The sequence below is a fragment of the Ruegeria sp. E8 genome, from assembly GCF_056533985.1.
The window spans coordinates 182991-207721 of record NZ_JBQFOY010000001.1; the positions used below are offsets into that span (position 1 = coordinate 182991).

Below are 24731 nucleotides of genomic sequence, written 5' to 3' on the forward strand. Positions count from 1 at the left end.
TATGAGGGCGCCATGACCCAATCTGCTGACCGCCCCCGTATCCGTCTGAAACCCAAGGCCAACGCGCGCGGCCTGCGCCATGGCTTCCCCTGGGTCTACGCCAATGACATCGTCACTGACCGCCGCACCCGCAAGATCCCGGCGGGCGCATTGGCCGTGCTTGAAGACGACAAACGCGCACCCATCGCGCTGGTGGCTGTAAACCCCGAGTCCAAGATCATGTGCCGGGTGCTGGATCGCGATATCGACGCGCAGCTTGATGCGGCGTGGTTCGAGACCCGCTTGCAGCGCGCCCTTGAGATGCGCGAGCGCCTGTTTGACGCCCCATATTACCGCCTGATCCATGCCGAAGCGGACGGTTTTCCCGGTGTGATCATCGACCGCTTTGGCGAGGCCTGTGTCATCCAACCCAACGCGGCCTGGGCCGAGGCGCATCTGGACCTGCTGACCGAAGCTTTGGTCAAGGTCACGGACGTGACCACGGTGCTGAAAAATGCCTCGGGTCGCACGCGCGGGCTTGAGGGGTTGGACGACGTCAACCAAACCCTGCGCGGCACTGCGCCCGATGCGCCGCTGCCGGTGCCCATGAATGGTGCCACCTATATGGCCGATCTGACCGGCGGGCAAAAAACCGGCCTGTTCTATGACCAGCGCCCCAACCACGCCTTTGCCGCGCGGCTTGTGCATCCGGGCGCGCAGGTGCTGGACGTGTTCAGCCATGTGGGCGGCTTCGGTCTTGCGATGCTCGCGGGTGGAGCCGGTCAAGCGCTGAGCGTCGACGGCTCAGCCGCTGCACTGGAACTGGCCGCAAGTGGGGCCAAAGCTTCGGGCCTAGCCGACAAGTTCCAGACCCGACAAGGCGACGCTTTCGATGTGTTGACCCAATTGGGGGAAGAGGGTGCGCAGTTTGATGTGGTGATCTGCGATCCGCCCGCTTTTGCACCTTCGAAACAGGCGCTGGATGCAGGGTTGCGCGCTTATGAACGGATCGCCCGACTGGCCGCGCCTTTGGTCAAACCCGGTGGTTATCTGGGTCTTTGCTCATGCTCGCACGCCGCTGATCTGGGCCGTTTCCGCGACGCCTCGTCCCGAGGGATCGGTCGCGCCGGGCGACAGGCGCAACTGATCCACACCGGGTTTGCGGGCCCGGATCACCCGCAATTGCCGCAACTGGCGGAAAGCGGCTATCTCAAAGCGGTGTTTTACCGCCTATGAAAGCCGTGCTCGACACCTGCGTCATCTACCCCACGGTGATGCGCGAGATGCTATTGGGCGCTGCCCGCCTTGGCCATTTCACCCCGATCTGGTCCGGGCGGATACTCGAAGAATGGGCCCGTGCCGCCCGCAAGCTGGGTCCAACGGGTGAGGCGCAAGCCCGCGCCGAAATCGCGCTGACACAAGCCAATTGGCCAGAATCCAAGCGCGCTCCGAACGAAGGGCTGGAAAACCGCCTGTGGCTGCCCGATGCGGCCGATATCCATGTGCTGGCAACGGCTATCGTGGCGTCCGCCGATATGATCGTTACGGTTAACGCAAAGGATTTCCCCAAAAACATCCTCGCGGAAGAAGGGCTCGACCGCATCGACCCCGACGGCCTGCTGCTCGGCTTCTGGCAATCAAACCCAGAGGGCATGAGCACGCTGGGCACTCAGGTCCTTGCCGAGGCCAACCGTCTGTCAGGCGATCAATGGACCCTTCGCGCACTGATGAAAAAAGCCCGCCTCCCACGGCTCGGCAAAGCCCTCAGCGCCTAAACAGGATCCATCTTCATCTGGCTAAAAATACCTCGGAGAGCGCGAGAGGCTGGCCTCTCGCTGACCGACATCAGCCACGCGCCCAACGCTGTTCAAGCTTCTCAAGCGCCGCAATCCGTTCATCCGTCTTAGGGTGGCTCATCAACCACGCGGGAACAACACCAGCACGCTGCTGTGTCAGGTCTTCCAGCTTGTGAAACAGTGACTTCTGCGGTCCAATTCCGATGCCGGCCTTGGTCAGCAAGGCCGCCGCATATTCATCCGCCTCATATTCATCCCCGCGCGATAGACGAGAGGCCAAAAGGGCAGTCAGCGCGTTTGCGATCATCGCGCCGATGAAGGGGATGAAGCGGTTCAGAACCAAAATCAACGCTGTGCGCATCGCGTTTTGACCGGAAAAATCAATCATCCGCCGCCGCGCATGTCCTAGGGCCACGTGCCCCAGCTCATGCGCGATCACACTTGCCATTTCCTCGGCCGAAACCTCACCGTTGCGGAATTTACGATAAAACCCACGCGTGATGAAAATCCGCCCATCCGGGGCTGCCAGCCCGTTCACCGGGTCGATCTCATAGACATAGACCGGCACCCGATCGATACCCAAGGCCGCAGCCAGCCGGTCCGTCATCCGTTTCAGCGCCGGGTCGGCAAGTTCGGTCGACTTCGCGTCCAACTCGCGATGGGTGCGCCAGACGGATATCCTGTACATCGCCAGACCGTACAGTACAGCCAAAAGGATCGGGGTGAGTTTGATCATTGGCTAGATATGGGGCTGTGATCGTCTAAGGGCAACTGTAAACCTTTTAGTGTTCCGCATTTGGTGAAGGGCGCAACTCAAGACGTCGTGCATGACCTTCGAACAAGGATCAAGCCAACTGAACTAGGTTTCAACAAGGTCGTAATGCTTGATCGTTCTGCTCTCAACCAACTCGGCCTCGGCAGGATCAACATGCGGGTTTGTGTAGTCCTCGCCAACGAACGCTTTCAAGGCATCAAGGCTTTCCCAAACCATTACGAAACTGAATTCTCTGGGGCTTTCCTTACGTGCCGCGCCCGGTAGAACACTCACAATTCCTTTAGTGCCTTTCATCAGCGGAATGGCCGTTTCAAAGAAGAAACGGCTAAACTCCTCCTCTTTTCCAGGGTGCGTCACAACTTGGAAAATTCGGATGATCATCGCGGTAACCTCCCAATAGTGAGAAAGGCTTATGATACCACGATTACTTACCTGGCGCTGGAAGCTCCAGGTTTTCATGTAGGTCAGCCAGAGTTTCGGCGGTCAGCGTGGAACCTTTGGAGGCCTCAAAGAACGCGTGTTCAGCCTCTTTTTGTGCCACGAGGCTATCCGTCCTCAGATCTCTGACATCGGCACGCAGCTCGTCCTGAGCCTCCTCAAAGGTCTGCGCGTCCTGCAGCTCGTTTTCCAAAGTGTCGAGCTTGTCGTTGTAGTCCGGGTCTCCGGGGTCAAGCCTCGCAATATCATCGGCAATCTGATCGCTGCTTCGCCCGTCGTAATTTTCGTTCAGGTCCCGCAAGTCTTTCCGCGCGTCGTTTAACTGATCACGCAGGTCGTAATACTCCGCTGCGGCAGCTTGATAGGTGGCGATCTTGCCAACATTGCTGTTGGGTGCAGCGTTCTGGAAGGCCGGAACGGCCGCCTTTGATGCGTTCAGATTGCGCAGCTTGTCCGAGCCATAAGGATCGGTGATTGCTGCTGCCAGAGGGTCACGATGGCGGTGTTTCTTGCGACCATCCAAATCTGGGGTGCCATCATACCGGGCAACCGGACGCAACGAGCGTTCGATCGGTTTGATCGAGGCAGATTTGTAAGTGCGCGTCTTCTTTGCGGCCTTAGTGTTGGACGTCTTTACAGATTTACCATTGGTTTTCTTCGAAGGCTGTTTCCCAAACAGCTGTTGAACATCTTTCTTAAACTCTCGCCCGAAGTCGCCAAGCGAGACTCGCTTGGCTTTTTGGTTTCCGCCTACGCCAGATTTAGACTTCTTTGCCTTGGCAGCGTGTTGTTTCTTGGAACCAGAACTTTTCTGCGAAACTGAGACCTTGCCTTTGGCTTTGTTTTTGCCCCCACTATTGGCATGGGATCCTTTTGAGGAATTTCCCTTTCCTTTGTCGGCTTTTCCGGAATTCCCCTTACCACCGCCGTTGGCTTGGGATCCCCCTGAAGAGTTTCCTTTTCCCTTGGATCCGCCGCCATTATCGGCTTTTCCGGAATTCCCTTTGCCGTTTCCCTTGTCGTTCTTTGCAATTGCGGTATCCGGCGCGAGTGCAAAAGTCGCTGCTGCCCCAAACGTAACAATCAGTGATGTGGCGGTTGCCATAGATGCAAGAAGATTTCGCAGTTTGAGATTGGTCATGTCTGCCCCCAGCTTCGACCCGCTCGTACCTTATCACGAAACTGTAATTCGAGGAGTCTTAAGGTGTCTTTTGTCCATGTTTCGTGAACGCTGAGTGCTTTGGGAGGCTTAATTTTGATATTTGTTTGTAAATTGGAAACAGTAAGGCGACACTTGACGCCTCAAATTTGCTAACGGGTAAGATCCCTCATGCCCTGTTCCAGACCGGCCAGCGTCATGGGAACCATGCGATCTTCAAAGATTTCGCGGATCATGCCGATGGAGTGGGTGTATTCCCAATATTTCTCGGGCACCGGGTTGATCCAGAGGTTTGATGCCCACTGTTCACGCGCGCGTTCCAACCACACCTGACCGGCTTCCTGGTTCCAATGTTCATTCGCGCCGCCGGGATAGGCAATCTCGTAGGGGCTCATCGAGGCGTCACCGACGAAGATACACTTGTAATCACCGCCATAGGTGCGCAGAACCTCGTGCGTTGGGGTCTGCTGATCCCAGCGGCGGCGATTGTCGCGCCACACGCCTTCATAGAGGCAATTGTGGAAGTAGTAATATTCCAAGTGTTTGAACTCGGTCCGTGCGGCCGAGAAAAGCTCCTCGACCACCTTGATATGCGGGTCCATTGATCCGCCGACATCCAGAAACAGCAGCACCTTGACTGCGTTGTGACGCTCGGGGCGCGTTTTGACATCCAGGTAGCCATGTTCGGCGGTGGCGCGAATGGTGCCGTCCAGATCCAGCTCCTCGGCGGCCCCTTCACGCGCCCAGCGACGCAGGCGTTTCAAGGCAACCTTGATGTTGCGGGTGCCCAGTTCAACTGTGTCGTCTAAGTTCTTGAATTCCCGCTTATCCCAGACCTTGACTGCACGCTGGTGTCGGCTTTCTTTCTGGCCGATGCGTACGCCTTCCGGGTTGTAGCCATAAGCCCCGAACGGAGAGGTTCCGGCAGTGCCGATCCACTTGTTGCCGCCCTGATGGCGGCCCTGCTGCTCCTTGAGACGCTCGCGCAACGTTTCCATGAGCTTGTCGAAGCCGCCAAGCGCTTCGATTTCGGCTTTTTCTTCTTCGGACAGGTGCTTTTCAGCCATTTTGGCCAACCAGTCGCCGGGGATGTCGACGGCCTCCAGCACCTGTTCGAAACTGATCTCGTTCAGCCCTTCGAAACTGGCGGCAAAGGCACGGTCGAATTTGTCGATGTTGCGTTCGTCCTTCACCATCGACACACGGGCGAGGTAATAAAACGCCTCGACATCATAGGTGGCCAAACCCTTTTTCATGCCCTCCAGAAACGTCAGATACTCCCGGAGCGATACCGGGATGCCTGCTTTGCGGAGGTTCTCGAAGAAGGGCAGGAACATCGCGTCAGGCCACCAGCCGGACCAGAACCAGTGAAATCACCAGCCCGACCAAGGCGAAAGCGATTCCGTACCCGGCAGCGTATTGAGCCATATCGGCCCGGTCGCCATTGCGTTTTTTAGCGGTCAGGGCGCCCAGGATTGCACCCAGTATCGCCATTCCCAGAACTACCACCATATGTGTGTCATCCGTCTTTCGTGCTGTCAGAGCTCTGGCGGCCACCACCTTGTACCAGCGATTGAACCACCAGATCCGAGCCAAACCCGTATCGCGCCCATCCTATGCTGTCCAGCCTGACGGCACGTGCCTGCTGCATCTGCCCCGCTTGCTTCAGCGCTTCTGATTTCAGCAACAACAGCGTGGCCAGCAGCGAGGCGTTTTCGGCGCGGGTCATGACATCGATGGCTTTGTCCAACTCCGGCAGAACACTTGGCCCCTGATCCTGCGCCAGTGCAAACGCAGCGGTTTGGGTGGTGACGTAGGCCTGATGTACTTCTGTTCCAGGGGTGGCTTTCAGGAACTGTTGTGCAATCTGAAACTGGCGTTGGGCCTCTTGCGGGTCCTGAAACTGCTCCATCCGGCCCATCAGATAATGGGGATAGGCGCGGCGGTGATCCGTCCACCCCAGTTGTTGACCGATCCGCGCCGCCTTTTGCGCAGCCCGCATCTGCTTGGGTGAACCGGGGCCCGGTCCCAGTGATTTCTGAATCGCGTCGATCCATTGGCGCGGCGTTTCTGTGAACGGTTGCGCGGGCAGGCTGTCGCCGCGCGGGTTCAGGCGGCTGAGAACGCCGGGGATAACGGTGGCGACCTGGTCGCGAGTCATACCGGTGCGCAGTTCCGGCGCATAGGCGGCGCGCAGGATCAGCATGTCAAAGCCGGTCAGTACGGTATGAATATTGTCGTCGTTGAATACTGAATCCGGCAGATGGTAGAGGTCGTTCAGCGGCCCAAGCGCTTGTGCAAGTTCTTCATGCAGACAGTCGCGCATTTCCTGTGGACTGACGTCATAAGGAATGAAAATTCCCAGCCGTTCACGCTTTCGCAGTTCGGTCCAACTGCTTTTGATTTTACGGCGGTCGCGACGGTACTCTTCCAGGCTTGAGGCATTCGGCACCACGAAACAGGCCGCATTAGGCAAAATGCGCAGAATGTCTTTCTGGCTGACCGCTTCGATGGTGATATTGGCCTGACCTTCGTTGACCTGCCGTATATCGATACCGGCTTCGCGCTTCAGCCGATCAAGCAGGCGGGTCAGATCCTGCTGCATGCTTGCCGTCGGTGAACCGGTCAGGCGCACCGTGACCGGCGTCTCAAACCGTGTGAAAACGGGCAGGGCCGCACCGCTTTCCAGCTCGAAATGCAAGGACACGAAATCCGAGGCGATGTTTTTGTTGGACCGGGCAGGTGGCGAGGGGCGGGCCGACGAAAACGACTTGGCCGGCGGCAAGGCCACTTCGACAGTTTTGATCTTGTCCGGAAGCTCGATTGTCTCAACCGTAGCGCAGCCAGCGACACCCAGCGCCAGCAATAGGACACCAAATCGCTTCATGAGCGGGCGTATTTGATGAACGGTGTCAGCGTGCCGATGCGATCATACAAGTGTCGCGCTGTGTGGTTGAACTCCTGTGTCAGCCAATAGACCGCTGGGGCACCCTGACGGTCGGCCTCATCGTAAACCGCCTGAATCAGCGCGCGACCTACGCCTGTTCCCCGTGCTTCGGGCCGTGCGAACAAGTCCTGCAGGTAGCAGACATTTTCCGCCTTCCAGGCATGCCGGTGAAACAGATAGTGCGTCAGACCGACCAAGGCACCATCCTGTTCCGCAACAAAACAGGAAAAATCCTGAGGGTCCTCACCGAGCAATCTGGAAAACGTGGTTTCGTAGATGTCATCGGGCAGGGCGGTTTCATAAAACGCCAGATAGTCCCGCCACATATCGGCCCATTGGTCTTTGTCCTCGGCACGCAGGGTGCGGATTTTCAGTGCGTTTGCCAAGCGATGCATCCAGTTCTGTGGGGTTGAAACTCTGTCACGTCAGATAGCCCGATGCTGACATTCGGGTAGGCCCAAGGCAAGCCATGATCACCAACTGTTCACATACCGGCTAGCGTTTGCCGCGCGCCATGAAAGCCAGACGCTCGAACAAATGCACATCCTGCTCATTCTTCAGCAGCGCACCATGCAGTTTTGGTAACGCGCTGGCACCGTCACGCTTCAGATCCTCGGCCGTCAAATCTTCGGCGAGCAACAGTTTCAGCCAGTCCAGCACTTCCGAGGTCGACGGCTTTTTCTTCAGACCCTGCGTTTCGCGGATTTCATAGAATTGTGTCAGGGCGGTGGTCAGCAGTGCATCCTTGATGCCGGGATGATGTACTTCGACGATCCGGCGCATCGTGGCCTCGTCAGGAAAGCGGATATAGTGGAAAAAGCAACGGCGCAGGAAAGCGTCGGGCAATTCCTTTTCATTGTTAGACGTGATGATGACGATCGGACGGTTCTTGGCCCGGATCGTTTCACCTGTCTCGTAGACGTGGAACTCCATCTTGTCGAGCTCCTGCAACAGGTCGTTGGGAAACTCGATGTCCGCCTTGTCGATCTCGTCGATCAGCAGAACGACCTTTTCATCAGCCTCGAACGCCTGCCAGAGCTTGCCCTTGCGGATGTAGTTCGACACGTCGTGCACACGTTCTTCGCCCAGCTGGCTGTCCCGCAGGCGGCTGACTGCGTCATATTCGTAAAGACCCTGCTGGGCACGGGTTGTGGATTTCACATTCCACTCGATCATCCGCAGACCCAGCGCACCGGCCACCTGTTTGGCCAGTTCGGTCTTGCCCGTGCCGGGTTCGCCCTTGACCAGCAGAGGACGCTCCAGTGTGACGGCGGCGTTCACGGCAATGGTCAGATCGTCGGTGGCGACATATTCGGCTGTACCTTGAAAACGTGCGGTCATGGGCCTCTCGTGTGGTTTTTCGTGATCTGCGGGCTGTATGTGTTTTCCGGGTTACAGAGGGGCAACGATTTTGACAACCCGCGTCCCTGCGTCGGCCGAGGCGATTTTTGTAACAACTCCAAGCCCTTTTGGTTGATTCGGGCGCCGAGACTTTTTCTGCGGTTTAATGTCCGCCCTAAAAAGGCCTGTTAAATTTCACAGAAAAACAAGGTTTTGCTGTTGTTTGTCTCATATTTAGACAAAACAACATGGCGGTGTGCTGATGGAACGTTTGTGTAGTGACAATCCATCGCCCGTCGGCTAAACGCTGCGCAGAAGGGGGTGCCAAATGTCAGGTGATACTACCGCGACCGACGTTTCTGGCCATACCGAGGGAGCAAATATGAAGCAGGAAGTTTTTCTGCCGGAAGATTACCGTCCGGCTGAAGATGAACCTTTCATGAATGACCGTCAGCTTGAATATTTTCGCCGTAAGCTGTTGGATTGGAAGAATGAACTTTTGGCGGGCAGCCGCGATACGATCGAAGGGCTGCAGGACAACACTCGTAACATTCCGGATGTTGCCGACCGCGCAAGCGAGGAAACAGATCGCGCGCTGGAACTGCGCACCCGCGATCGCCAGCGCAAGCTGGTCGCCAAGATCGACTCGGCCCTGCGCCGGATTGATGAGGGCGAATACGGGTATTGCGAAAAGACCGGCGACCCGATCTCGCTGAAGCGTCTGGACGCACGTCCGATTGCGACAATGACGCTAGAGGCGCAGGAGCGTCACGAGCGCCGCGAAAAGGTTCACCGCGACGATTGATCGCCGGTTTGACCTGAAAATTCTGAACGCCGGGGCCTGTGGCTCCGGCGTTTTTGCGTTAAGCGGGTGCCATGAATATTGACGGGTTGAAATTCTGCGTGATTGGCGGTGGCATCGGTGGCCTGGCCTCGGCCTTGGCGCTACGGCAGCGCGGGGCGCAGGTCACGGTGCTTGAACAAGCCCCGGCATTGACCGAGGTCGGCGCCGGATTGCAGATCAGCGAAAACGGCATGTGCGTTTTGCGAGCGCTTGAGGTGGCAGATCAGCCAGTCGGGCAGAAATCCGATGGTACGATCCTGCGCGATTACCGAAAGGGCCGCGTCGTCAGCCGGTTACCGGGGCCTGGGGCCGGCCCGACCTTTTACTATCACCGTGCCGATCTGGTGGATCTGCTGCACTTGGCCGCCCGGAAAGCCGGTGTGGATATCCGTTTGGGTACCCAAGTGACCGGCGTGCTAAAGCACCCCAATGAGGCTGAAATCGTTTTGCAGACCGGTGAGCGGGTGCCTGCCGAATGCGTCATTGCAGCCGATGGTGGTCGGAGCACGATCCGCCCTGTTCTGAACGGGCCTGAGACGCCGAAGTTCACGCATCAGGTGGCATGGCGCGCTACGATTCCCTGGCGACCGGGTTCTGAGGCGGCCACGGCCTCCTTGACGATGGGACCGGGTCGGCATGTCGTGACCTATCCATTGCGCGACCAAAGCATGATGAACATCGTCGCGGTCGAAGAGCGTTCGGATTGGCGGGAAGAAGGGTGGAAACTGAAGGGTGAACCACACGAGTTGCGGGGACGCTTTGCCGATTTCGGAGGTCCGGTGCGAGACGTTTTGTCAAAGGTGACCGAGGTGAATCTGTGGGCCTTGTTCCTTCGCCCCGTTGCGCAAAACTGGCAGAATGGCCGTCTGGCCTTGTTGGGGGACGCAGCGCATCCGACCTTGCCCTTCATGGCGCAAGGCGCTTGCCTTGCGCTGGAAGATGCCTGGACACTTGCGCGATCATTCGATGAACAATCGGGTGTGGCCAGCGCGCTTGCAGCCTACGAAGCCACGCGCCGCCCGAGAGCGCAACAGGTGGTCGCGGCCGCCGGTGCCAATGCACGTAACTTTCACCTTTCAGGACCAGCCCGCTTGGCAGCTCAAAGCGTGCTTATGGTCGCTGGTGGGAAACTGTCTCGGCGCTACGAATGGATCTACAGCCATGACGTCACGGCCTGATGCATCATAGGTCGAGATCAACCCAAACAGGTACGTGATCAGACGGTTTTTCATGCCCGCGCACGGCCGCATCGATCTGGCAATCGCGCGTAAGGTCTGCGGCTTGTGGTGTCAGCAGGAAGTGATCGATCCGAATACCGTCATTCCGGTTCCATGCACCGGCCTGATAATCCCAGAATGAATAATGTTCGGGCCCTTGGGTCGTGGCACGGAACGCCTCGGTAAATCCAAGGTTTAGGATCTTACGAAATGCGGCGCGACTTTCGGGGCGGAACAGCGCGTCCTCGCGCCATGCATCCGGGCGTTTGGCGTCTTCCGCCTGCGGAATGATGTTGTAATCCCCCGCCATAAGCGCGGGTTCTTCTGACGCCATCAGGTCCCGTGCGCGGTCGTAGAGCCGTTCCATCCAGGCCAGTTTATAGTCATACTTGGGGCCGGGTACCGGATTGCCGTTGGGCAAATACAACCCACAGATCCGCAGAGCTTTCCTGCCTACAACCGTAGCTTCGATCCAACGGGCCTGTTCATCCTCATCATCGCCGGGAAGACCGCGTGAGACATCTTCCAAAGGCAGTTTCGACAGGATGGCAACGCCGTTGAAACTTTTCTGCCCATGGGTTTCCACGTTGTATCCACGCTCTTCGAACATCTCGCGCGGGAAGTTCTCGTCGACGGATTTGATCTCTTGCAACAGAACCACATCAGGCTGGGCTTCGTCCAGCCAGCGTGGCAGGGCCTCGGCTCGCGCCTTGATGCCATTGATGTTGAACGTGGCGATTTTCATGCGCGATCCTCCGAAATCTTGGGGCAATCTATCGCGCAGATCCAGCCCAACGGCAAGTCGGAGATCGGGCTGGCGAGGCTCTGCCTCGCGCTCCGGGATATTTTTAGCCAGATGAAGAAGCGGATCCTTAACCAATTTTCTTGAAATTGAAGAGGCGGTACAGGCGGGGGCACCGATGACCGCGCCAGATGAAGCTCCCCGACATTTCGGTCAGAGAGCGGATCCCTGCTTCACCTGGTTAAAAGTATTCTGGGGGTGTGGGGGCAAAGCCCCCACCGGTTACATCGAAAACGAAGTGCCACAACCGCAGGACGAGGTGGCGTTGGGGTTATCGATCACAAATCGCGCGCCGATCAGTTCCTGGGTGAAATCAATAACCGCGTTTTCCAGAAATGGCAGAGAAATCGCGTCAACAATAACTTTCTGACCTTTACCTTCAAGAACCAGGTCATCGTCTTTTGGCGTGTCCAACGCGATTTCGTATTGAAAGCCCGAACAACCGCCGCCTTCCACTGCGACGCGCAGGGCCTGACCCTGATCCGCAGCGCCGATCTCGGCCAGACGTTCGAAGGCGCGTTCAGTGACTGTTGGGGGCAGATTCATGCCGCTCTCCAAAGGTTTATTTCCTCAGCAACCTACAATATATGAAACCCAAGGACAGGCCACAAGGACAAGACCTTTGGACAGAGCAGGTTTTGCCTCGGATCCGGCGCGCGCAAGAGGGCGGCTGGTGCCAGAGGATGAGAGCAGTTTCCGGTCGTGCTTTCAGCGTGACCGGGACAGGATCATTCATGCCAGCGCGTTTCGGCGGCTCAAGCACAAGACGCAAGTGTTTGTTGAACATGAAGGCGATAGCTATCGCACCCGCCTGACCCATTCCATTGAAGTGGCGCAAGTGGCGCGAACCATTGCCGGGGCGCTGGGCCTGAACCCGGAACTGACCGAGGCAGTGGCCCTGGCCCACGATCTGGGGCATACGCCGTTCGGCCATACCGGCGAGGACGCCCTGCACGCGTTGATGGAGCCCTACGGTGGCTTTGATCATAACGCTCAAGCCATCCGGATCGTTACCAAGCTGGAGCGCCACTACGCAGGGTTCGATGGTTGCAACCTGACCTGGGAATGTTTGGAAGGCATTGCCAAACACAACGGTCCGGTTGTGGGAGACTTGCCGTGGGCATTGGCCGAGTGCAATCAGAGTTTCGATCTGGAGTTGCACACTCATGCCAGTGCAGAAGCTCAGGTTGCGGCCCTGTCCGACGATATTGCCTATAACAACCACGATCTTTTGGACGGCTTGCGCGCGGGGTTGTTCTCGGATGATGATTTGCGAGACCTGCCGATTGTCGGTGCCTGTTACGCAGAGGTGGATGCGAAATACCCAAATCTGGATCCGTATCGTCGTCGTCACGAAGCGTTAAGGCGGGTGTTCGGGGTCATGGTGGCCGATGTCATCAACACATCCCACGATCTCATTGCCGGGTCCGAGGCGCAGTCGGTCGAAGATATCCGCCATCTCGGCTATCCCGTCATTCAGTTTTCGGATCACATCTGGGCGCAACTACGCGAAATCCGCGCGTTTTTGTTCACTCGCATGTACCGCGCGCGCAGCGTGATGAAAGTGCGCGAAGAGGTCGCAAAGGTCGTGGATGACCTGTTCCCGATCTACCTGAACGACCCCAAACAAATGCCATCGCGTTGGCACGGTGACATTGAAGCCGCCAGGGATGAGACCGCTTTGGCCCGCATTGTATCGGATTACATCGCGGGTATGACCGACCGTTTTGCCCTCCAGGATCATGCGCGTCTGACGGGCTGATCACTCCACAGCGATATAGGCGATGGCCCAGACTTGCTGACCAGCCTGTTTTGCGGATTGGTCGGCATCATCGGTAGGTGGGAACACGATCATCGTCGGGCCATACCCTCCAATCCCCATAGGCGCACCATCGGCATGCGTGGCGACGATTGGTTTGTGCGTGGCAATGCTATCCCACTCGATTTCGGCCTGATATCCATCCAGCGCCATGGGCAGGGCCTTTTTCCCTTCGGCCCCGGCCATACTCATAACTTCGGACAGCAGAGGGCCGGAAAAGGCGTAGTCCCGTTGATTGCCCGGAGGTCCGTAGGGGATATTGATCTCAAACTGCTGCAACCCGTCCAGCATTGCGGCATCAAACCCGGCTGCTCCGTCATGGGTGACTTCCAGGTAGCCCAGCAATCCGCCGTCATTCTCGCCCCGTGCGGGCAGGTTGGTTTCGCTGACAACGCCGCCAAGCGTCAGCAACACGTGGCCCTGAGGTTCCGGCATCTCTGCCAGAACAGGAAAAGCGGTGGTCAACAGCAATGCTAAGGGAAGGGTGCGGCGCATAAGAGGTCTCCGGATGCTCGATTCATGCCGAGATTAGCGTGCCGTGCGTCTAAACCAAGCTTAAACATTAGGCGTCCATTGACCTTGCTGCTTTGCGTGGTAAACCGCCGGGCAAGCAAAAGGACATCCGAAATGAACCTGTTTTCCGAGATCCGCGGCCTGGTATTGGACGCGCTGGCACAGATGCAGTCCGAAGGCGCGTTGCCCGATGGGTTGAGCTTTGACAATGTGGCGGTTGAACCGCCGCGTGATGCGGCGCATGGAGATATGGCAACCAACGCGGCAATGGTGCTGGCGAAACCGGCCAAGATGAAGCCGCGCGACATTGCCGATGTGCTGGCCGGAAAGCTGGCAGCGGATGACCGGATCACCAGTGCAGAGGTGGCCGGGCCGGGATTCTTGAACCTGCGGCTGGCAGCTTCGGTGTGGCAAGGGGTTCTAGCTTCAGTGCTGGAAAAGGGCACTGATTATGGCCGCTCAAGCATGGGGCATGGCCAGAAAGTCAATGTGGAATACGTGTCCGCGAACCCTACAGGACCGCTGCATGTGGGTCATACGCGGGGCGCCGTGTTTGGGGATGCTCTGGCCAGCCTATTGGCCTATTCCGGTCATGACGTGACCCGTGAGTACTACATCAACGATGGTGGCGCGCAGGTGGATGTGCTGGCGCGGTCAGCGTACGAACGGTATCGTGAGGCCAACGGGCTGAGCCCTGAGATTGCCGAAGGTCTCTATCCCGGCGACTACCTGATCCCAATCGGTGAGGCGCTGAAAGAAAAGTACGGCGACAGCCTGATCGACAAGCCCGAGGCCGAATGGCTTGAAGACCTGCGCAATTTCGCAACTGACGCGATGATGGACCTGATCCGCGCCGACCTGAAGGCGCTGGGCGTCGAGATGGACGTGTTTTTCTCGGAAAAATCGCTCTATGGCACGGGACGGATCGAGGCCGCGCTGCAATCGCTGACCGACAAGGGCCTGATCTATGAAGGCGTGCTTGAGCCGCCCAAGGGCAAAAAACCCGAGGATTGGGAGCCGCGCGAACAGACCTTGTTCAAGTCGACCGAACACGGGGATGACGTTGACCGCCCGGTCAAGAAATCGGATGGTTCGTGGACCTATTTCGCTCCCGATATCGCCTATCACTATGACAAGGTGACACGTGGTTTTGACGCGCTGATCGATGTGTTTGGTGCGGACCATGGCGGCTACGTCAAACGGATGAAGGCGGCGGTTTCTGCGCTGTCTGACGGCAAGGTGTCGCTGGATATCAAGCTGACGCAACTGGTGAAGCTGTGGAAGAATGGCGAGCCGTTCAAGATGTCCAAACGGGCAGGGAACTTTGTCACCCTGCGCGATGTGGTTGATCAGGTCGGGCCCGATGTGACCCGATTTGTCATGCTGACCCGCAAGAACGACGCGCCGCTGGATTTCGATTTCGACAAGGTGCTGGAACAAAGCCGCGAGAACCCCGTGTTCTACGTGCAATACGCCCATGCCCGCGTCATGAGCGTGCTGCGCCGCGCGGCTGAGGCCGGGATTGCCGCCGATGATGCAACCCTCGCGGGCGCTGATCTGAGTAAAAACGACCATGCTTCGGAATTGACCGTCGCCAAGAAGCTGGCCGAATGGCCGCGTCTGGTTGAGATCGCCGCACGGACCAACGAACCGCACCGTGTTGCTTTCTATCTCTATGAACTCGCCGGGGATTTCCACGCGCTGTGGAACAAAGGCAACGAAGAAACCCAGCTGCGTTTCATACAGGATGGCGATGTTGCCACAAGCCAGTCAAAAATCGCATTGGCCCGGGCCGTTTCTGTTGTGATTTCAGCGGGCTTGGGTATTCTTGGCGTCACTCCGGCGCAGGAGATGCGGTAACAAATATCGCCCGAACCGCCGGTACGAGGTAGGCAAGAAATGACCCGCGCGCCTTATTTTCAGGCGCGATACGGGCAGTGAGGCGGACATGGCGAGTTACGATTACTCGGGGCACCAAAGCCCCGGGCAGATGCATTACCCGAATCAAGCGCATTCTGAGGATGCGTATGATTATCCCGAAGATATGCCGGACTATGACGCGCCACGCGGTGCCTTTGGGCTGGGTCGGGCGGTCAATTTTCTCGGTGCCATTGCATCGCTGGCGCTGGTCGCCGGTGTCGGAGTTTGGGGATACAAACTTGTCATGCGCGATGTCAGCGGCGTGCCGGTTGTGCGCGCGGCTGAAGGGCCGATGCGGGTGCAGCCCGAAAATCCCGGCGGAACACCCGCCGATCATCAGGGCCTTGCCGTCAATGCCGTCGCCGCCGAAGGCAGCGCAGCCGCTCCGGCTGATCGTCTGATCCTCGCGCCGCGGCCTGTTTCGCTGACAGATGAAGACGTGCCCGCCGCTGATCTGAATCCAACCCCTGCGCTGCATGTGGTGGAAGAACCGATCTCAACCCAGGAAGCCGCACGACTGCGTCAGAATGCGGTGGACGCGCTGGTTGCGGAACTGGCCGGTGAGGCCGCCAAATCGCAGCAAGAGTTCGAAGATGGCGTGCAGCTGGCGTCCTTGTCTACACCCGAGGAAGAGCCTGCAATTGACCCGGCCGACTTTGCGGCTGCCTTGCCGGACCCGGCCATTGCGGAATTGCCGGGCGTGCGCCGGTCTTTGCGTCCCCTGACGCGTCCGGCCCGTGCCGCGCGCAGCCAGGTCTCGCCCAGCGAAAGCTCCGAAGGCGCAATCAATGCGGCTGTGAAAGCTGCGGTTGGGTTGGACGTTGACCCGGACACCCTGGCCAAAGGCACCCGTCTGGCGCAGCTTGGGGCTTATGACAGCACGCAGGTGGCGCAGGTCGAGTGGGACCGTCTGAACGGTAAGTTCGGGGAATATATGTCTGGAAAGCAACGCGTTATCCAGAAAACCTCAAGTGGTGGCCGTACCTTCTATCGCCTGCGCGTGCTGGGATTTGAGGACCTGAGCGACTCGCGCCAGTTCTGTGCGGCGCTGGTTGCGCAAGGGGCCGATTGTATCCCGGTGGCCGTGCGGTGAAATTCGGTGCCACGATCACCGACGCCGAAGGCCTGCGTCTGACGCAGAAGGAAAGAGACCTGTTTCGCCAGATGAACCCGTTCGGGTTCATCCTGTTTGCCCGCAATATCGAAAGCGCCGATCAGGTGCGTGCCTTGTGCGACGATTTCCGCGAGGCCGTTGGGCGCAATTGCCTCATCACCATTGATCAGGAGGGCGGACGTGTGCAGCGCCTGCGCGCCCCGCTGGCCCGCGAATGGTTGCCGCCGCTGGATCATGTGGCAAATGCTGGCGAGCAGGCGGAGCGCGCCATGTACCTAAGGTACCGTCTGATCGCTGATGAACTGTTCGGGCTGGGCATCGACAGCAATTGCGCGCCCATGGTGGATGTCGCGCGGGCTGAGACTCACGCGTTTCTGAAAAACCGCTGCTATGCTTCTGATCCTGAACTGATTTCCCGGATCGGAAAAGCGGTGGCACAGGGTCATCTGGACGGGGGCGTTCTGCCGGTGATCAAGCATATGCCCGGTCATGGTCGCGCGACGCTGGACAGTCATCACGACCTGCCGCATGTCGATTTGCCCTTGGACGAGCTGGAACGCAGCGATTTCGCGCCTTTCCGTGCTTTGAAAGACCTGCCGATGGGGATGACGGCACATCTGGTCTATGATCAGATCGATCCGCAGCCTGCCACGATTTCCAGGACGATGATGGGCGTGATCCGCGAAAAGATCGGGTTTGACGGTCTGATCATGACCGATGACATCGGGATGAAAGCGCTCAGCGGAACACCGGCGGATGTGTCGCGGCAGGCCATAAGCGCAGGTTGTGATGTTGTCCTGCATTGCAACGGCAGTTTTGCGGACCGCGCCGAGGTCATGGAAGCGGCCGGAGAGATGACCGATGTGGCACAAGCCCGCGCAGATCGGGCGCTGGCGATGCGCAAACCTCCGCAGGAACTTGACATCCCCGCCGCCGAGGCGGAACTATCTGCCCTAATGGGCGGGCAGGTATATGAACGATAACCTCTTTAACGAAGACCCTGTCTCGGTCGCGGATCGTCTTGCGGCCGAAGCGCTGATCGTTGACGTCGATGGGTTCGAAGGCCCATTGGATGTGCTGCTGACGCTGTCGCGCACGCAGAAGGTGGATCTGAGGAAAATCTCGGTTCTGGCGCTGGCTCAGCAATATCTGGCCTTTGTCGAAAAGGCCCGCGCACTGCGGATCGAACTGGCCGCCGACTATCTGGTCATGGCCGCCTGGCTGGCCTTTCTCAAATCTCGTTTACTGCTGCCGCCCGACCCCGATGACGAGGGGCCGTCGGGTGAGGAACTGGCGGCACATCTTGCGTTTCAATTGGAACGCCTTCAGGCCATGCGGGACGCTGCCGCGCGGTTGATGGCACGCGATCAGTTGGGTCGCGACTTTTTCAAACGCGGGCAGGGCGAGGATATCACCCGCATCCGAACCGTGACCTATTCCGCCACGCTGCTGGATCTGATGCAGGGTTATGCCCGCATTCGCACCCGTGACGAATTCCGCCCCTTTGTGATGGATCGCGACTCGGTCTTTACGATGGAACAGGCGCTCGAGCGGATGCGCCCGCTGATCGGCTTTGCCGGAACGTGGACCGATATGGAGACGTACCTGCCCGATGGTTGGGACGCCGACCCGGTGCGCCGCAGGTCTGCAACGGCGGCGACCTTCGCGGCCTCGCTGGAATTGGTGAAAGAGGGACATATGGAGATGAAGCAGAGCGAAACTTTCGCTCCGATCCATTTGCGCAAGAGGACCGAAACACGTGACTGACGCCCCTGAAGAGACCGGTACTCTGTTCGAAGCTCCTCCGCTGGCGGAACAAGAGCGCATGGTGGAGGCTGTGCTGTTTGCCAGCGCCGAGCCGGTGACAATCGCGGATCTGGAAGCACGGATGCCCCATGGCAGTGACGCGGCGCAAGCGGTTGAATTGCTTCAGAAACGCTATGAGGGCCGTGGCGTGCGCGTGGTGCGTGTGGGCGAAGCCTGGGCCATCCGAACGGCCCCAGATCTGGGTTTTCTGATGCAGAAAGAAACGGTCGAGACCCGCAAGCTTAGCCGGGCGGCGATCGAGACTCTGGCCATCGTGGCCTATCATCAGCCTTGCACGCGGGCCGAGATCGAGGAAATCCGTGGGGTGTCGGTTTCACGCGGCACCATCGACCAATTGCTCGAGATGGAGTGGATCAAGCTGGGCCGCCGTCGCATGACACCGGGTCGTCCAGTGACCTTTGTTGTAACGCCTGAATTCCTGGACCACTTCGGCCTTGAAAACGCGCGTGACTTGCCAGGCCTGAAAGAACTGCGGGCGGCGGGGTTGTTGGAGAATCGGCCTCCTCCGGGTGCCATTCCGCTGGGCGAAGGGCGCGAGGACGACGCCGACGAAGACCAGACCGAACTGTTCGAGGAAGAGTGATCGCGCAGCCCTTTTGTTGCCGCATAAATCGCCTATCTTTGACGCAAGGACAGGGAGTTGAGCAATGAATGCAAACCGGATCATCGATATGATTGTGCGTCAGGTCATGCGTCGCCTGGTCAACAAGGGCATCGACAAGGGTATTGATATGGCCAGCCGTAAGGGCGGCAGCTCGGGTACAACAAACGGGCCGGGTCAAGCCAGCGCACCCCGTCATGCGCAGAACCTGCGGCAGGCGCAACGCCTGTCCCGGCAAATGCGCCGCTTCATGAAGTTCTGAGGGTCAGCCTACCGCCTTGAAGTGCTTTGACAGTTTCAGACCTTGCCCCTGATAGTTCGAAGCAATCCCCGCACCATAGAGCTGCGTCGGCATCTCGGCCATTTTTTCGTAAACCAGACGCCCCACAACCTGCCCATGCTCAAGCACGAAGGGGGCTTCGTGGCAGCGCACTTCAAGGACGCCGCGTGATCCGGCGCCACCGGCGGCTGCATGACCAAAGCCGGGGTCGAAGAACCCGGCATAATGCACCCGGAACTCGCCAACCATCGCCAGATAGGGCGCCATTTCGGCGGCATACATCGGCGGGATATGCACCGCCTCGCGGCTGACAAGGATATAGAACGCGCCGGGATCGAGGATGATGCAACCATCCTTAGTGCGCACTTCCTCCCAATAGTCCTGCGGGTCGTATTCGCCGATTCGATCCAGATCGATAACGCCGGTATGGGGTTTGGCGCGATAGCCGACCAGGTCGGTATCGGGAAGTTGCAGGTCGACCGAAAAGCCCAGACCATCCTGGATCACAGCGGGGCCATCGACCAGCGGAGACTCGGCGTGCAATGCCTTTAACTCGGTATCCGACAACACGGCCTGACCCTGACGGAACCGGATCTGGTTCAGGCGCATCCCGGGGCGCACCAGAACCGAGAAGGAACGCGGGCAAATCTCGGCATAGAGCGGACCGGTGTATCCCGCAGGCACCCGGTCAAACTCGGTCCCGCCATCAGTGATGGTGCGCGTCAGAAGGTCCAGCCGCCCGGTCGAGCTTTTGGCGTTCGCCACCGCGCTCATGTCTGCGGGCAGGGCGAGCGATTCCATCAGGGGTACCAGATAGACGCAGCCTTTTTCCAGAACAGCGCCTTCCGAGATATCGATGCGATGCATCTCAAACTCGGCCAAACGATCCGTGACGGTCCGACCTTCACCTGCCAGGAACGAGGCGCGTACCCGGTAAGCGACTGTTCCCAGACGTAAATCAAGACTGGCGGGCTGTATTTGTGCAGACAGAACCTCTGGGCTGGCGGCGATCTCATCGCGCGCGATCATCGCCTCTAGTTGCTGGTTTGGGCATACACCTGTCATCTCGATCCCCTCTGGTGCCAGAGTGGGATCTGGCCTGTGTGCCATAAACGTCGGTGTGATTTGGTCGGGCTAGCAGGACTCGAACCTGCGACCTTCCGTCCCCCAGACGGACGCGCTACCAGGCTGCGCCATAGCCCGACGTTGGGGTGTTCATAAAGGTTTTCCCGGCAGGAGCAAGAGGAAAACAATGCCTTTTTTCCTAACCCGTCGCCTGTGTTTCGACGCGATCCAGCCAGCGGCGCAGGTCTTTTGCAACCGGCGCGATGCGGCGTAGCAAATCGTCGTCAAACTCGGCCCGGTTCCACGCCAGTGAGGTGATTCCACCCATCAGCGGCGCGGTATCCAGTTCGGGTTCGGGATGTGCTGCCGCTGCGGGTTGGGCGTCGATCTGCGCCTTTTCCTTCACCTGCGGCTTGGACGGTTCACCCAGATCCATACGAATCTGTTCTGTGCTGGGTGCCGGTTTTGGTTCGAACGGTACTACGGTGTCCTGAACGGGCTCGACCGGGGCAGGGCCCGGTTCGTCCAGAGACGGGGACAGCGAAGCGACATGCGCGACGCCCTGTTCCCGTAGAATGCGTTGAACGCCCTTGATCGTGATACCGTCTTCGTGCAGCAGTTTCTTGATGCCGCCCAGCAGACGCATGTCATTGGGTCGATAATACCGACGCCCACCGGCGCGTTTCACCGGCTTCACCTGCGTGAACCGGCTTTCCCAGAAACGCAGCACATGGGCCTGAACGCCAAGCCAATCCGCAACTTCGCTGATGGTGCGAAACGCGTCGGGAGACTTGCTCATATCCGCGTAACCTCGGGCTTACTTGCGATTCCCGGCTGCGACGCGATCCTTCATCAGATGCGACGGGCGGAAGGTCAGCACGCGGCGCGGCTGAATCGGAACTTCTTCGCCGGTTTTGGGGTTGCGGCCGACACGGGCGGTCTTGTCACGAACACTGAATGTACCGAAGGACGAGATCTTGACCTGCTCTCCGCGCACAAGAGCGTCGGACATGTGGTTCAGAACGCTTTCAACCAGCTGTGCGCTTTCGTTCCGTGATAATCCTACTTCACGAAAGACCGCTTCGCTCAGATCCATTCGAGTCAGTGTTTTGTCGCCCATGCTATTTCCCCTGTTGCTGTTGAAGCATATGGGTATGGCAAATTCGCTGTCAATATCAATGAATTGCGGGCGGCTGTGTAAGCTGGATTGCGCCGGTTACCAGCGCAGAACCACAGCGCCCCAGGCCAGACCGCCGCCAATGGCCTCGGTTACGATCAGATCGCCGGGTTTGATCTGACCGCGTTGCTTGCCCACAGACAGAGCCAGGGGAATCGATGCTGCCGAGGTGTTGCCGTGATCCTGAACGGTCACCACAACGTTTTCCATCGGCAGGCCCATTTTCTTGGCGGTGCCCTGGATGATGCGGATATTGGCCTGATGCGGCACGATCCAGTCTACGTCCGAACTGTTCAGCCCCGCGTGACCCAAAGCCGTTTCGGCTGTTTTGGCAAGTTTTTCAACGGCATGGCGGAATACCTGATTGCCCTGCATGCGCAAATGGCCTGTGGACTGGGTTGAAACGCCGCCATCGACATAGAGAAGGTCTTTATAGCGCCCGTCCGAATTCAGATCGGTTGCCAGAATGCCCCGATCCTCGGCGGTGCCATTGCCGTCCTGACCTTCCAGTATCAATGCGCCGGCTCCGTCGCCGAACAGCACGCAGGTGGATCGATCGGTCCAGTCCATGATCCGAGAGAAAGTTTCGGCCCCGATCACAAGCACACGTTTGGCCTGACCCGAAACAATCAGGGCGTTTGCGTTGGACAGGGCAAAAACGAATCCCGCGCAAACGGCCTGCACATCAAAGGCAAAGCCCTTGGTCATGCCCAACCGGGCCTGAACCATGGTGGCTGCAGAAGGAAAGGTCAGGTCCGCCGTCGAGGTCGCCAGAACAATCGCATCGATATCGTCCGCCGTCAGGCTCGCATCGGCCAGCGCGGCTTCGGCGGCTTTGGTCGCCAGATCGGATGTTGTTTCGTCATCGGCAGCAAAATGGCGGCGTTCGATCCCCGAGCGGGTTCTGATCCACTCATCGGTCGTATCGAGCGACTTTTCAAACTCGGCGTTCGGAACAACACGCTCAGGCAAATAGTGCCCAACACCAACTACAACGGAACGGCCTGCCATTTTGGGTTACTGCCTTTTTTGTTATTTGTCTGTTTGCGGCGCTGTTTGCGCGGCATCTTGTGCAAGCTGGGCAGTGGATGCAACCCGTGCGGCCAATTTTTCGGAAAAGCCGGATTGCGCCAGAGTGAAGGCCAGTTTTATCGCAGCCGAAACACCAGTCGCATCTGCGCCGCCGTGGGATTTCACCACTGTGCCGTTCAACCCAAGAAACACACCGCCATTTACACGCCGCGGGTCGATCCGCTTTTTCAAACGGTTCAGCGACGTGATGGCCAGGATCGAAGCCAGCCGGGACAGGGGAGAGTACTTGAAGGCCTGACGCAGCAGGTCGCCGATCAGGCTGGCTGTGCCTTCGCCGGTTTTGATCGCGACGTTGCCGGTAAAGCCATCGGTTACAATGACATCCGCCTTGTCGCCGGGAATGTCGCTGCCTTCGACAAAACCCACAAAATCGAAATTCGCCTGCTCTGCGAATTCCGCGATCATCGAGTGCGCCTCTTTCAGTTCCGCGCGCCCTTTGTGTTCTTCGGTGCCGACATTCAGCAACCCGATCCGGGGGCGGCTCTGCGCCATGCCGTTGCGCGCGTAGGACGCGCCCATCAGGGCGTATTGCAGCAAATCCTTGGCGTCGGCGCGCACGTCCGCGCCCACGTCCAGCATCACGTTGAACCCCTGCGGGTTGCGTGAAGGCCACAGTATCGCAATGGCCGGTCGGTTCACGCCCGGCAGTTTGCGCAGGCGCATCATCGACAGAGCCATCAACGCACCGGTGTTGCCGCAGGAAACTGCGCCATGGGCTTCGCCCTGGCGTACCGCTTCCAATGTGGACCACATCGAGGTCTGCTTACCGTTGCGCACAACCTGACTAGGCTTGTCCTCCATCGTGACTACGTCGGGGCAATCACGAAAAACGACGCGCCCCTCAAGGACACGCCGTTTGGCGACTAGCTTGCGCAAAACCTGTTCGGGCCCGTGCAGCAAGAACCCGATATCCGGGTTCTTGTCCGCTGATTTCGCAAGACCTGCAACAACGGCTGAGGGACCTGCGTCCCCACCCATAGCGTCGACCGAGATGGTGATCCGTCCGGCGTGCGTGGGCTGTTCAGTCATGCCTTGGTCTGCGCTCGATCAGGCTTAGGCTGCGTCTTCGTCCAGATCGATTTCGTCGGCCTGTGCGACGACTTCGCGATCATCATAGTGGCCGCAGGATGCGCAAACGTGGTGCGGGCGCTTCAGCTCGCCGCAGTTCGGGCATTCGTTCGGGTTTGCAGCAACCAGAGCGTCGTGTGCGCGACGGTTGTTGCGACGCGACTTGGAAACTTTGTTCTGTTGGACGGCCATGGTCTCAACCTTTGTCTGACTGGGGGCCGCAGATTCGCTGCCGACCCGGGTTTCGTAGTTCGTTTTATCGTGGTTTGACGCGCGTTTAGGCGACGAGCCCCGCAATGTCCAACCCAAAATCCGATGAGCGCGCGAAAATACTGCGATTCTCGACATGTTCAAGCGATTTTTCTGACCGCCTGCTATGACAGGAAATCACCCCTCTGTCACTCGTCTTTTTTCAGCGCATCGCGCAATCCCGCCAATCCGGCAAAGGGTTTGACATCTTCGTCCGTCATCGCCTGCTTTCCGGGTTCGGTATAGTCCGCCTGGCCCAGCTCCGCCCCGTCCTTGCGGGGGTATTGCGGCAGGGCCAGCGACAATGCCTCGATCATCACTAAGGCCGGGTCGATTTCAGGTCCCAGGGGCTCGGATTCGTCATCTTCCGGAATTTCGAACTCGGGTTCATCGGGATCGGCCCAATCGGCCAGAAATGTGCGATGAACCGGAACGTCGATCCGGGTTGTGACGGGTTCCAGCGTTACGACACACGGTTGGATGACGGTCGCACCAAGTTTGCCATTCAAAACCCAGTCCCGCTTGCCCTGCGCACGAACCTCGCCTGAAAAGCTGAGTTTGCGCAGCCCCTGCAAACCCAGGTCCTGCCTGATCTCGTCCAAAGCGGCGGTCGTGGGGCGCAGTTCAAAGGGTGTCGGGGCGTTTTGGGGCAAGTCCGCTACCCGAAGTGATGTAACGTTGCTCATTCGTGAGCCTTTCCTGTGTTGA

General features: G+C 58.6%; 29 protein-coding genes and 1 tRNA gene. 11 read left to right on the forward strand and 19 right to left on the reverse strand.

The genetic code is table 11. The annotated features are described in order from the left end of the window. Nucleotides 1-12 precede the first annotated feature (12 nt). Both ACR0LF_RS00920 and ACR0LF_RS00925 read left to right on the forward strand, forming a co-directional pair. Nucleotides 13-1215 (forward strand): RSP_2647 family RNA methyltransferase, encoded by a 1203-nt coding sequence (locus ACR0LF_RS00920; protein ID WP_480573607.1) that lies wholly within the window; start codon nucleotides 13-15, stop codon nucleotides 1213-1215. Next, a complete protein-coding gene (locus tag ACR0LF_RS00925) occupies nucleotides 1212-1754 on the forward strand; it encodes an RSP_2648 family PIN domain-containing protein (protein WP_480573610.1) in 543 nt (180 codons plus the stop codon). The genes ACR0LF_RS00920 and ACR0LF_RS00925 overlap by 4 nt, the downstream gene beginning before the upstream one ends. A gap of 70 nt (nucleotides 1755-1824) precedes the next feature. Here ACR0LF_RS00925 and ACR0LF_RS00930 read toward each other — a convergent pair whose 3' ends face one another. The 8 genes from ACR0LF_RS00930 to ACR0LF_RS00965 form a co-directional block, all read right to left on the reverse strand. Beyond that, nucleotides 1825-2511 carry a M48 family metallopeptidase gene (locus ACR0LF_RS00930; protein ID WP_480573613.1) on the reverse strand — a complete coding sequence of 229 codons (687 nt, stop codon included), beginning with the start codon at nucleotides 2509-2511 and terminating at the stop codon, nucleotides 1825-1827. A 123-nt stretch (nucleotides 2512-2634) separates the two neighbouring features. Beyond that, entirely contained in the window at nucleotides 2635-2931 is a 297-nt protein-coding gene (locus ACR0LF_RS00935; protein ID WP_480576128.1) for an antibiotic biosynthesis monooxygenase, read from the reverse strand. Nucleotides 2932-2974: 43 nt separating this feature from the next. Beyond that, complete coding sequence (locus tag ACR0LF_RS00940) at nucleotides 2975-4129, reverse strand: hypothetical protein (protein ID WP_480573616.1); 1155 nt, start codon at nucleotides 4127-4129, stop codon at nucleotides 2975-2977. Nucleotides 4130-4299: 170 nt separating this feature from the next. Then, nucleotides 4300-5484, reverse strand: coding sequence for a vWA domain-containing protein (locus ACR0LF_RS00945; protein WP_480573619.1), 1185 nt, complete (start codon nucleotides 5482-5484; stop codon nucleotides 4300-4302). A gap of 4 nt (nucleotides 5485-5488) precedes the next feature. Then, nucleotides 5489-5659, reverse strand: a complete 171-nt coding sequence (locus tag ACR0LF_RS00950; RefSeq protein WP_480573622.1) for a hypothetical protein — start codon at nucleotides 5657-5659, stop codon at nucleotides 5489-5491. Nucleotides 5660-5666: 7 nt separating this feature from the next. Continuing rightward, on the reverse strand, nucleotides 5667-7034 hold the full coding sequence (locus tag ACR0LF_RS00955) for a DUF2927 domain-containing protein (RefSeq protein WP_480573625.1): 1368 nt from the start codon (nucleotides 7032-7034) through the stop codon (nucleotides 5667-5669). Continuing rightward, on the reverse strand, nucleotides 7031-7480 hold the full coding sequence (locus ACR0LF_RS00960) for an N-acetyltransferase family protein (protein WP_480573628.1): 450 nt from the start codon (nucleotides 7478-7480) through the stop codon (nucleotides 7031-7033). Before ACR0LF_RS00960 ends, ACR0LF_RS00955 begins: the two co-directional genes overlap by 4 nt. A gap of 109 nt (nucleotides 7481-7589) precedes the next feature. Beyond that, a complete protein-coding gene (locus ACR0LF_RS00965; protein ID WP_480573631.1) occupies nucleotides 7590-8435 on the reverse strand; it encodes an AAA family ATPase in 846 nt (281 codons plus the stop codon). A gap of 382 nt (nucleotides 8436-8817) precedes the next feature. On the opposite strand from ACR0LF_RS00965, the gene dksA reads away from it, so the two are divergent. Then, nucleotides 8818-9240, forward strand: a complete 423-nt coding sequence (gene dksA / locus ACR0LF_RS00970; RefSeq protein ID WP_170432517.1) for an RNA polymerase-binding protein DksA — start codon at nucleotides 8818-8820, stop codon at nucleotides 9238-9240. A 71-nt stretch (nucleotides 9241-9311) separates the two neighbouring features. Continuing rightward, nucleotides 9312-10457 carry an FAD-dependent oxidoreductase gene (locus ACR0LF_RS00975; protein WP_480573634.1) on the forward strand — a complete coding sequence of 382 codons (1146 nt, stop codon included), beginning with the start codon at nucleotides 9312-9314 and terminating at the stop codon, nucleotides 10455-10457. A 4-nt stretch (nucleotides 10458-10461) separates the two neighbouring features. Here the strand turns inward: ACR0LF_RS00975 and xth are convergent, their stop codons facing one another. Both xth and ACR0LF_RS00985 read right to left on the reverse strand, forming a co-directional pair. After that, entirely contained in the window at nucleotides 10462-11241 is a 780-nt protein-coding gene (gene xth / locus ACR0LF_RS00980) for an exodeoxyribonuclease III (RefSeq protein WP_480573637.1), read from the reverse strand. A gap of 279 nt (nucleotides 11242-11520) precedes the next feature. After that, complete coding sequence (locus tag ACR0LF_RS00985) at nucleotides 11521-11844, reverse strand: HesB/IscA family protein (RefSeq protein ID WP_170344003.1); 324 nt, start codon at nucleotides 11842-11844, stop codon at nucleotides 11521-11523. A gap of 76 nt (nucleotides 11845-11920) precedes the next feature. Between ACR0LF_RS00985 and ACR0LF_RS00990 the strand changes: the two genes are divergently transcribed. Continuing rightward, entirely contained in the window at nucleotides 11921-13060 is a 1140-nt protein-coding gene (locus tag ACR0LF_RS00990; protein ID WP_480573641.1) for a deoxyguanosinetriphosphate triphosphohydrolase, read from the forward strand. On the opposite strand, the gene ACR0LF_RS00995 is transcribed toward ACR0LF_RS00990, so the two are convergent. After that, nucleotides 13061-13612, reverse strand: coding sequence for a putative pterin-binding protein (locus tag ACR0LF_RS00995; protein WP_480573644.1), 552 nt, complete (start codon nucleotides 13610-13612; stop codon nucleotides 13061-13063). Nucleotides 13613-13744: 132 nt separating this feature from the next. Here ACR0LF_RS00995 and argS point away from each other — a divergent pair, with 132 nt between their 5' ends. The 6 genes from argS to ACR0LF_RS01025 all read left to right on the forward strand — a co-directional run bounded on the left by argS (nucleotide 13745) and on the right by ACR0LF_RS01025 (nucleotide 19354). Next, complete coding sequence (gene argS, locus ACR0LF_RS01000) at nucleotides 13745-15490, forward strand: arginine--tRNA ligase (RefSeq protein ID WP_480573647.1); 1746 nt, start codon at nucleotides 13745-13747, stop codon at nucleotides 15488-15490. 88 nt (nucleotides 15491-15578) lie between these two features. Next, the gene (locus ACR0LF_RS01005; protein WP_480573650.1) at nucleotides 15579-16643 is read left to right on the forward strand and encodes an SPOR domain-containing protein; all 1065 of its coding nucleotides are present in this window, start codon (nucleotides 15579-15581) and stop codon (nucleotides 16641-16643) included. Then, nucleotides 16640-17647, forward strand: a complete 1008-nt coding sequence (nagZ, locus tag ACR0LF_RS01010) for a beta-N-acetylhexosaminidase (RefSeq protein WP_480573653.1) — start codon at nucleotides 16640-16642, stop codon at nucleotides 17645-17647. The genes ACR0LF_RS01005 and nagZ overlap by 4 nt, the downstream gene beginning before the upstream one ends. Further along, the gene (locus ACR0LF_RS01015) at nucleotides 17637-18431 is read left to right on the forward strand and encodes a segregation and condensation protein A (protein WP_480573656.1); all 795 of its coding nucleotides are present in this window, start codon (nucleotides 17637-17639) and stop codon (nucleotides 18429-18431) included. Before nagZ ends, ACR0LF_RS01015 begins: the two co-directional genes overlap by 11 nt. Beyond that, entirely contained in the window at nucleotides 18424-19074 is a 651-nt protein-coding gene (gene scpB, locus ACR0LF_RS01020; RefSeq protein WP_480573659.1) for an SMC-Scp complex subunit ScpB, read from the forward strand. The genes ACR0LF_RS01015 and scpB overlap by 8 nt, the downstream gene beginning before the upstream one ends. Before the next feature lie 64 nt (nucleotides 19075-19138). Then, nucleotides 19139-19354, forward strand: coding sequence for a hypothetical protein (locus tag ACR0LF_RS01025; protein ID WP_480573662.1), 216 nt, complete (start codon nucleotides 19139-19141; stop codon nucleotides 19352-19354). Nucleotides 19355-19357: 3 nt separating this feature from the next. Here the strand turns inward: ACR0LF_RS01025 and ACR0LF_RS01030 are convergent, their stop codons facing one another. From ACR0LF_RS01030 to ACR0LF_RS01065, 8 genes are all read right to left on the reverse strand, one after another. Further along, on the reverse strand, nucleotides 19358-20437 hold the full coding sequence (locus ACR0LF_RS01030; RefSeq protein WP_480576131.1) for a 2'-deoxycytidine 5'-triphosphate deaminase: 1080 nt from the start codon (nucleotides 20435-20437) through the stop codon (nucleotides 19358-19360). Between the two features lie 61 nt (nucleotides 20438-20498). Further along, a tRNA-Pro gene (locus ACR0LF_RS01035) sits at nucleotides 20499-20575 on the reverse strand. A gap of 61 nt (nucleotides 20576-20636) precedes the next feature. Next, entirely contained in the window at nucleotides 20637-21236 is a 600-nt protein-coding gene (locus tag ACR0LF_RS01040; RefSeq protein ID WP_480573666.1) for a MerR family transcriptional regulator, read from the reverse strand. A gap of 18 nt (nucleotides 21237-21254) precedes the next feature. Beyond that, a complete protein-coding gene (gene ihfA, locus ACR0LF_RS01045) occupies nucleotides 21255-21557 on the reverse strand; it encodes an integration host factor subunit alpha (protein ID WP_152458234.1) in 303 nt (100 codons plus the stop codon). 96 nt (nucleotides 21558-21653) lie between these two features. Continuing rightward, a complete protein-coding gene (locus tag ACR0LF_RS01050; protein WP_480573669.1) occupies nucleotides 21654-22625 on the reverse strand; it encodes a beta-ketoacyl-ACP synthase III in 972 nt (323 codons plus the stop codon). Between the two features lie 21 nt (nucleotides 22626-22646). Next, nucleotides 22647-23735, reverse strand: coding sequence for a phosphate acyltransferase PlsX (gene plsX, locus ACR0LF_RS01055; protein ID WP_480573672.1), 1089 nt, complete (start codon nucleotides 23733-23735; stop codon nucleotides 22647-22649). A 24-nt stretch (nucleotides 23736-23759) separates the two neighbouring features. Continuing rightward, on the reverse strand, nucleotides 23760-23966 hold the full coding sequence (gene rpmF, locus ACR0LF_RS01060) for a 50S ribosomal protein L32 (RefSeq protein WP_008756996.1): 207 nt from the start codon (nucleotides 23964-23966) through the stop codon (nucleotides 23760-23762). Nucleotides 23967-24172: 206 nt separating this feature from the next. Beyond that, nucleotides 24173-24709 (reverse strand): YceD family protein, encoded by a 537-nt coding sequence (locus tag ACR0LF_RS01065; protein ID WP_480573675.1) that lies wholly within the window; start codon nucleotides 24707-24709, stop codon nucleotides 24173-24175. Between the last annotated feature and the right edge of the window lie 22 nt (nucleotides 24710-24731).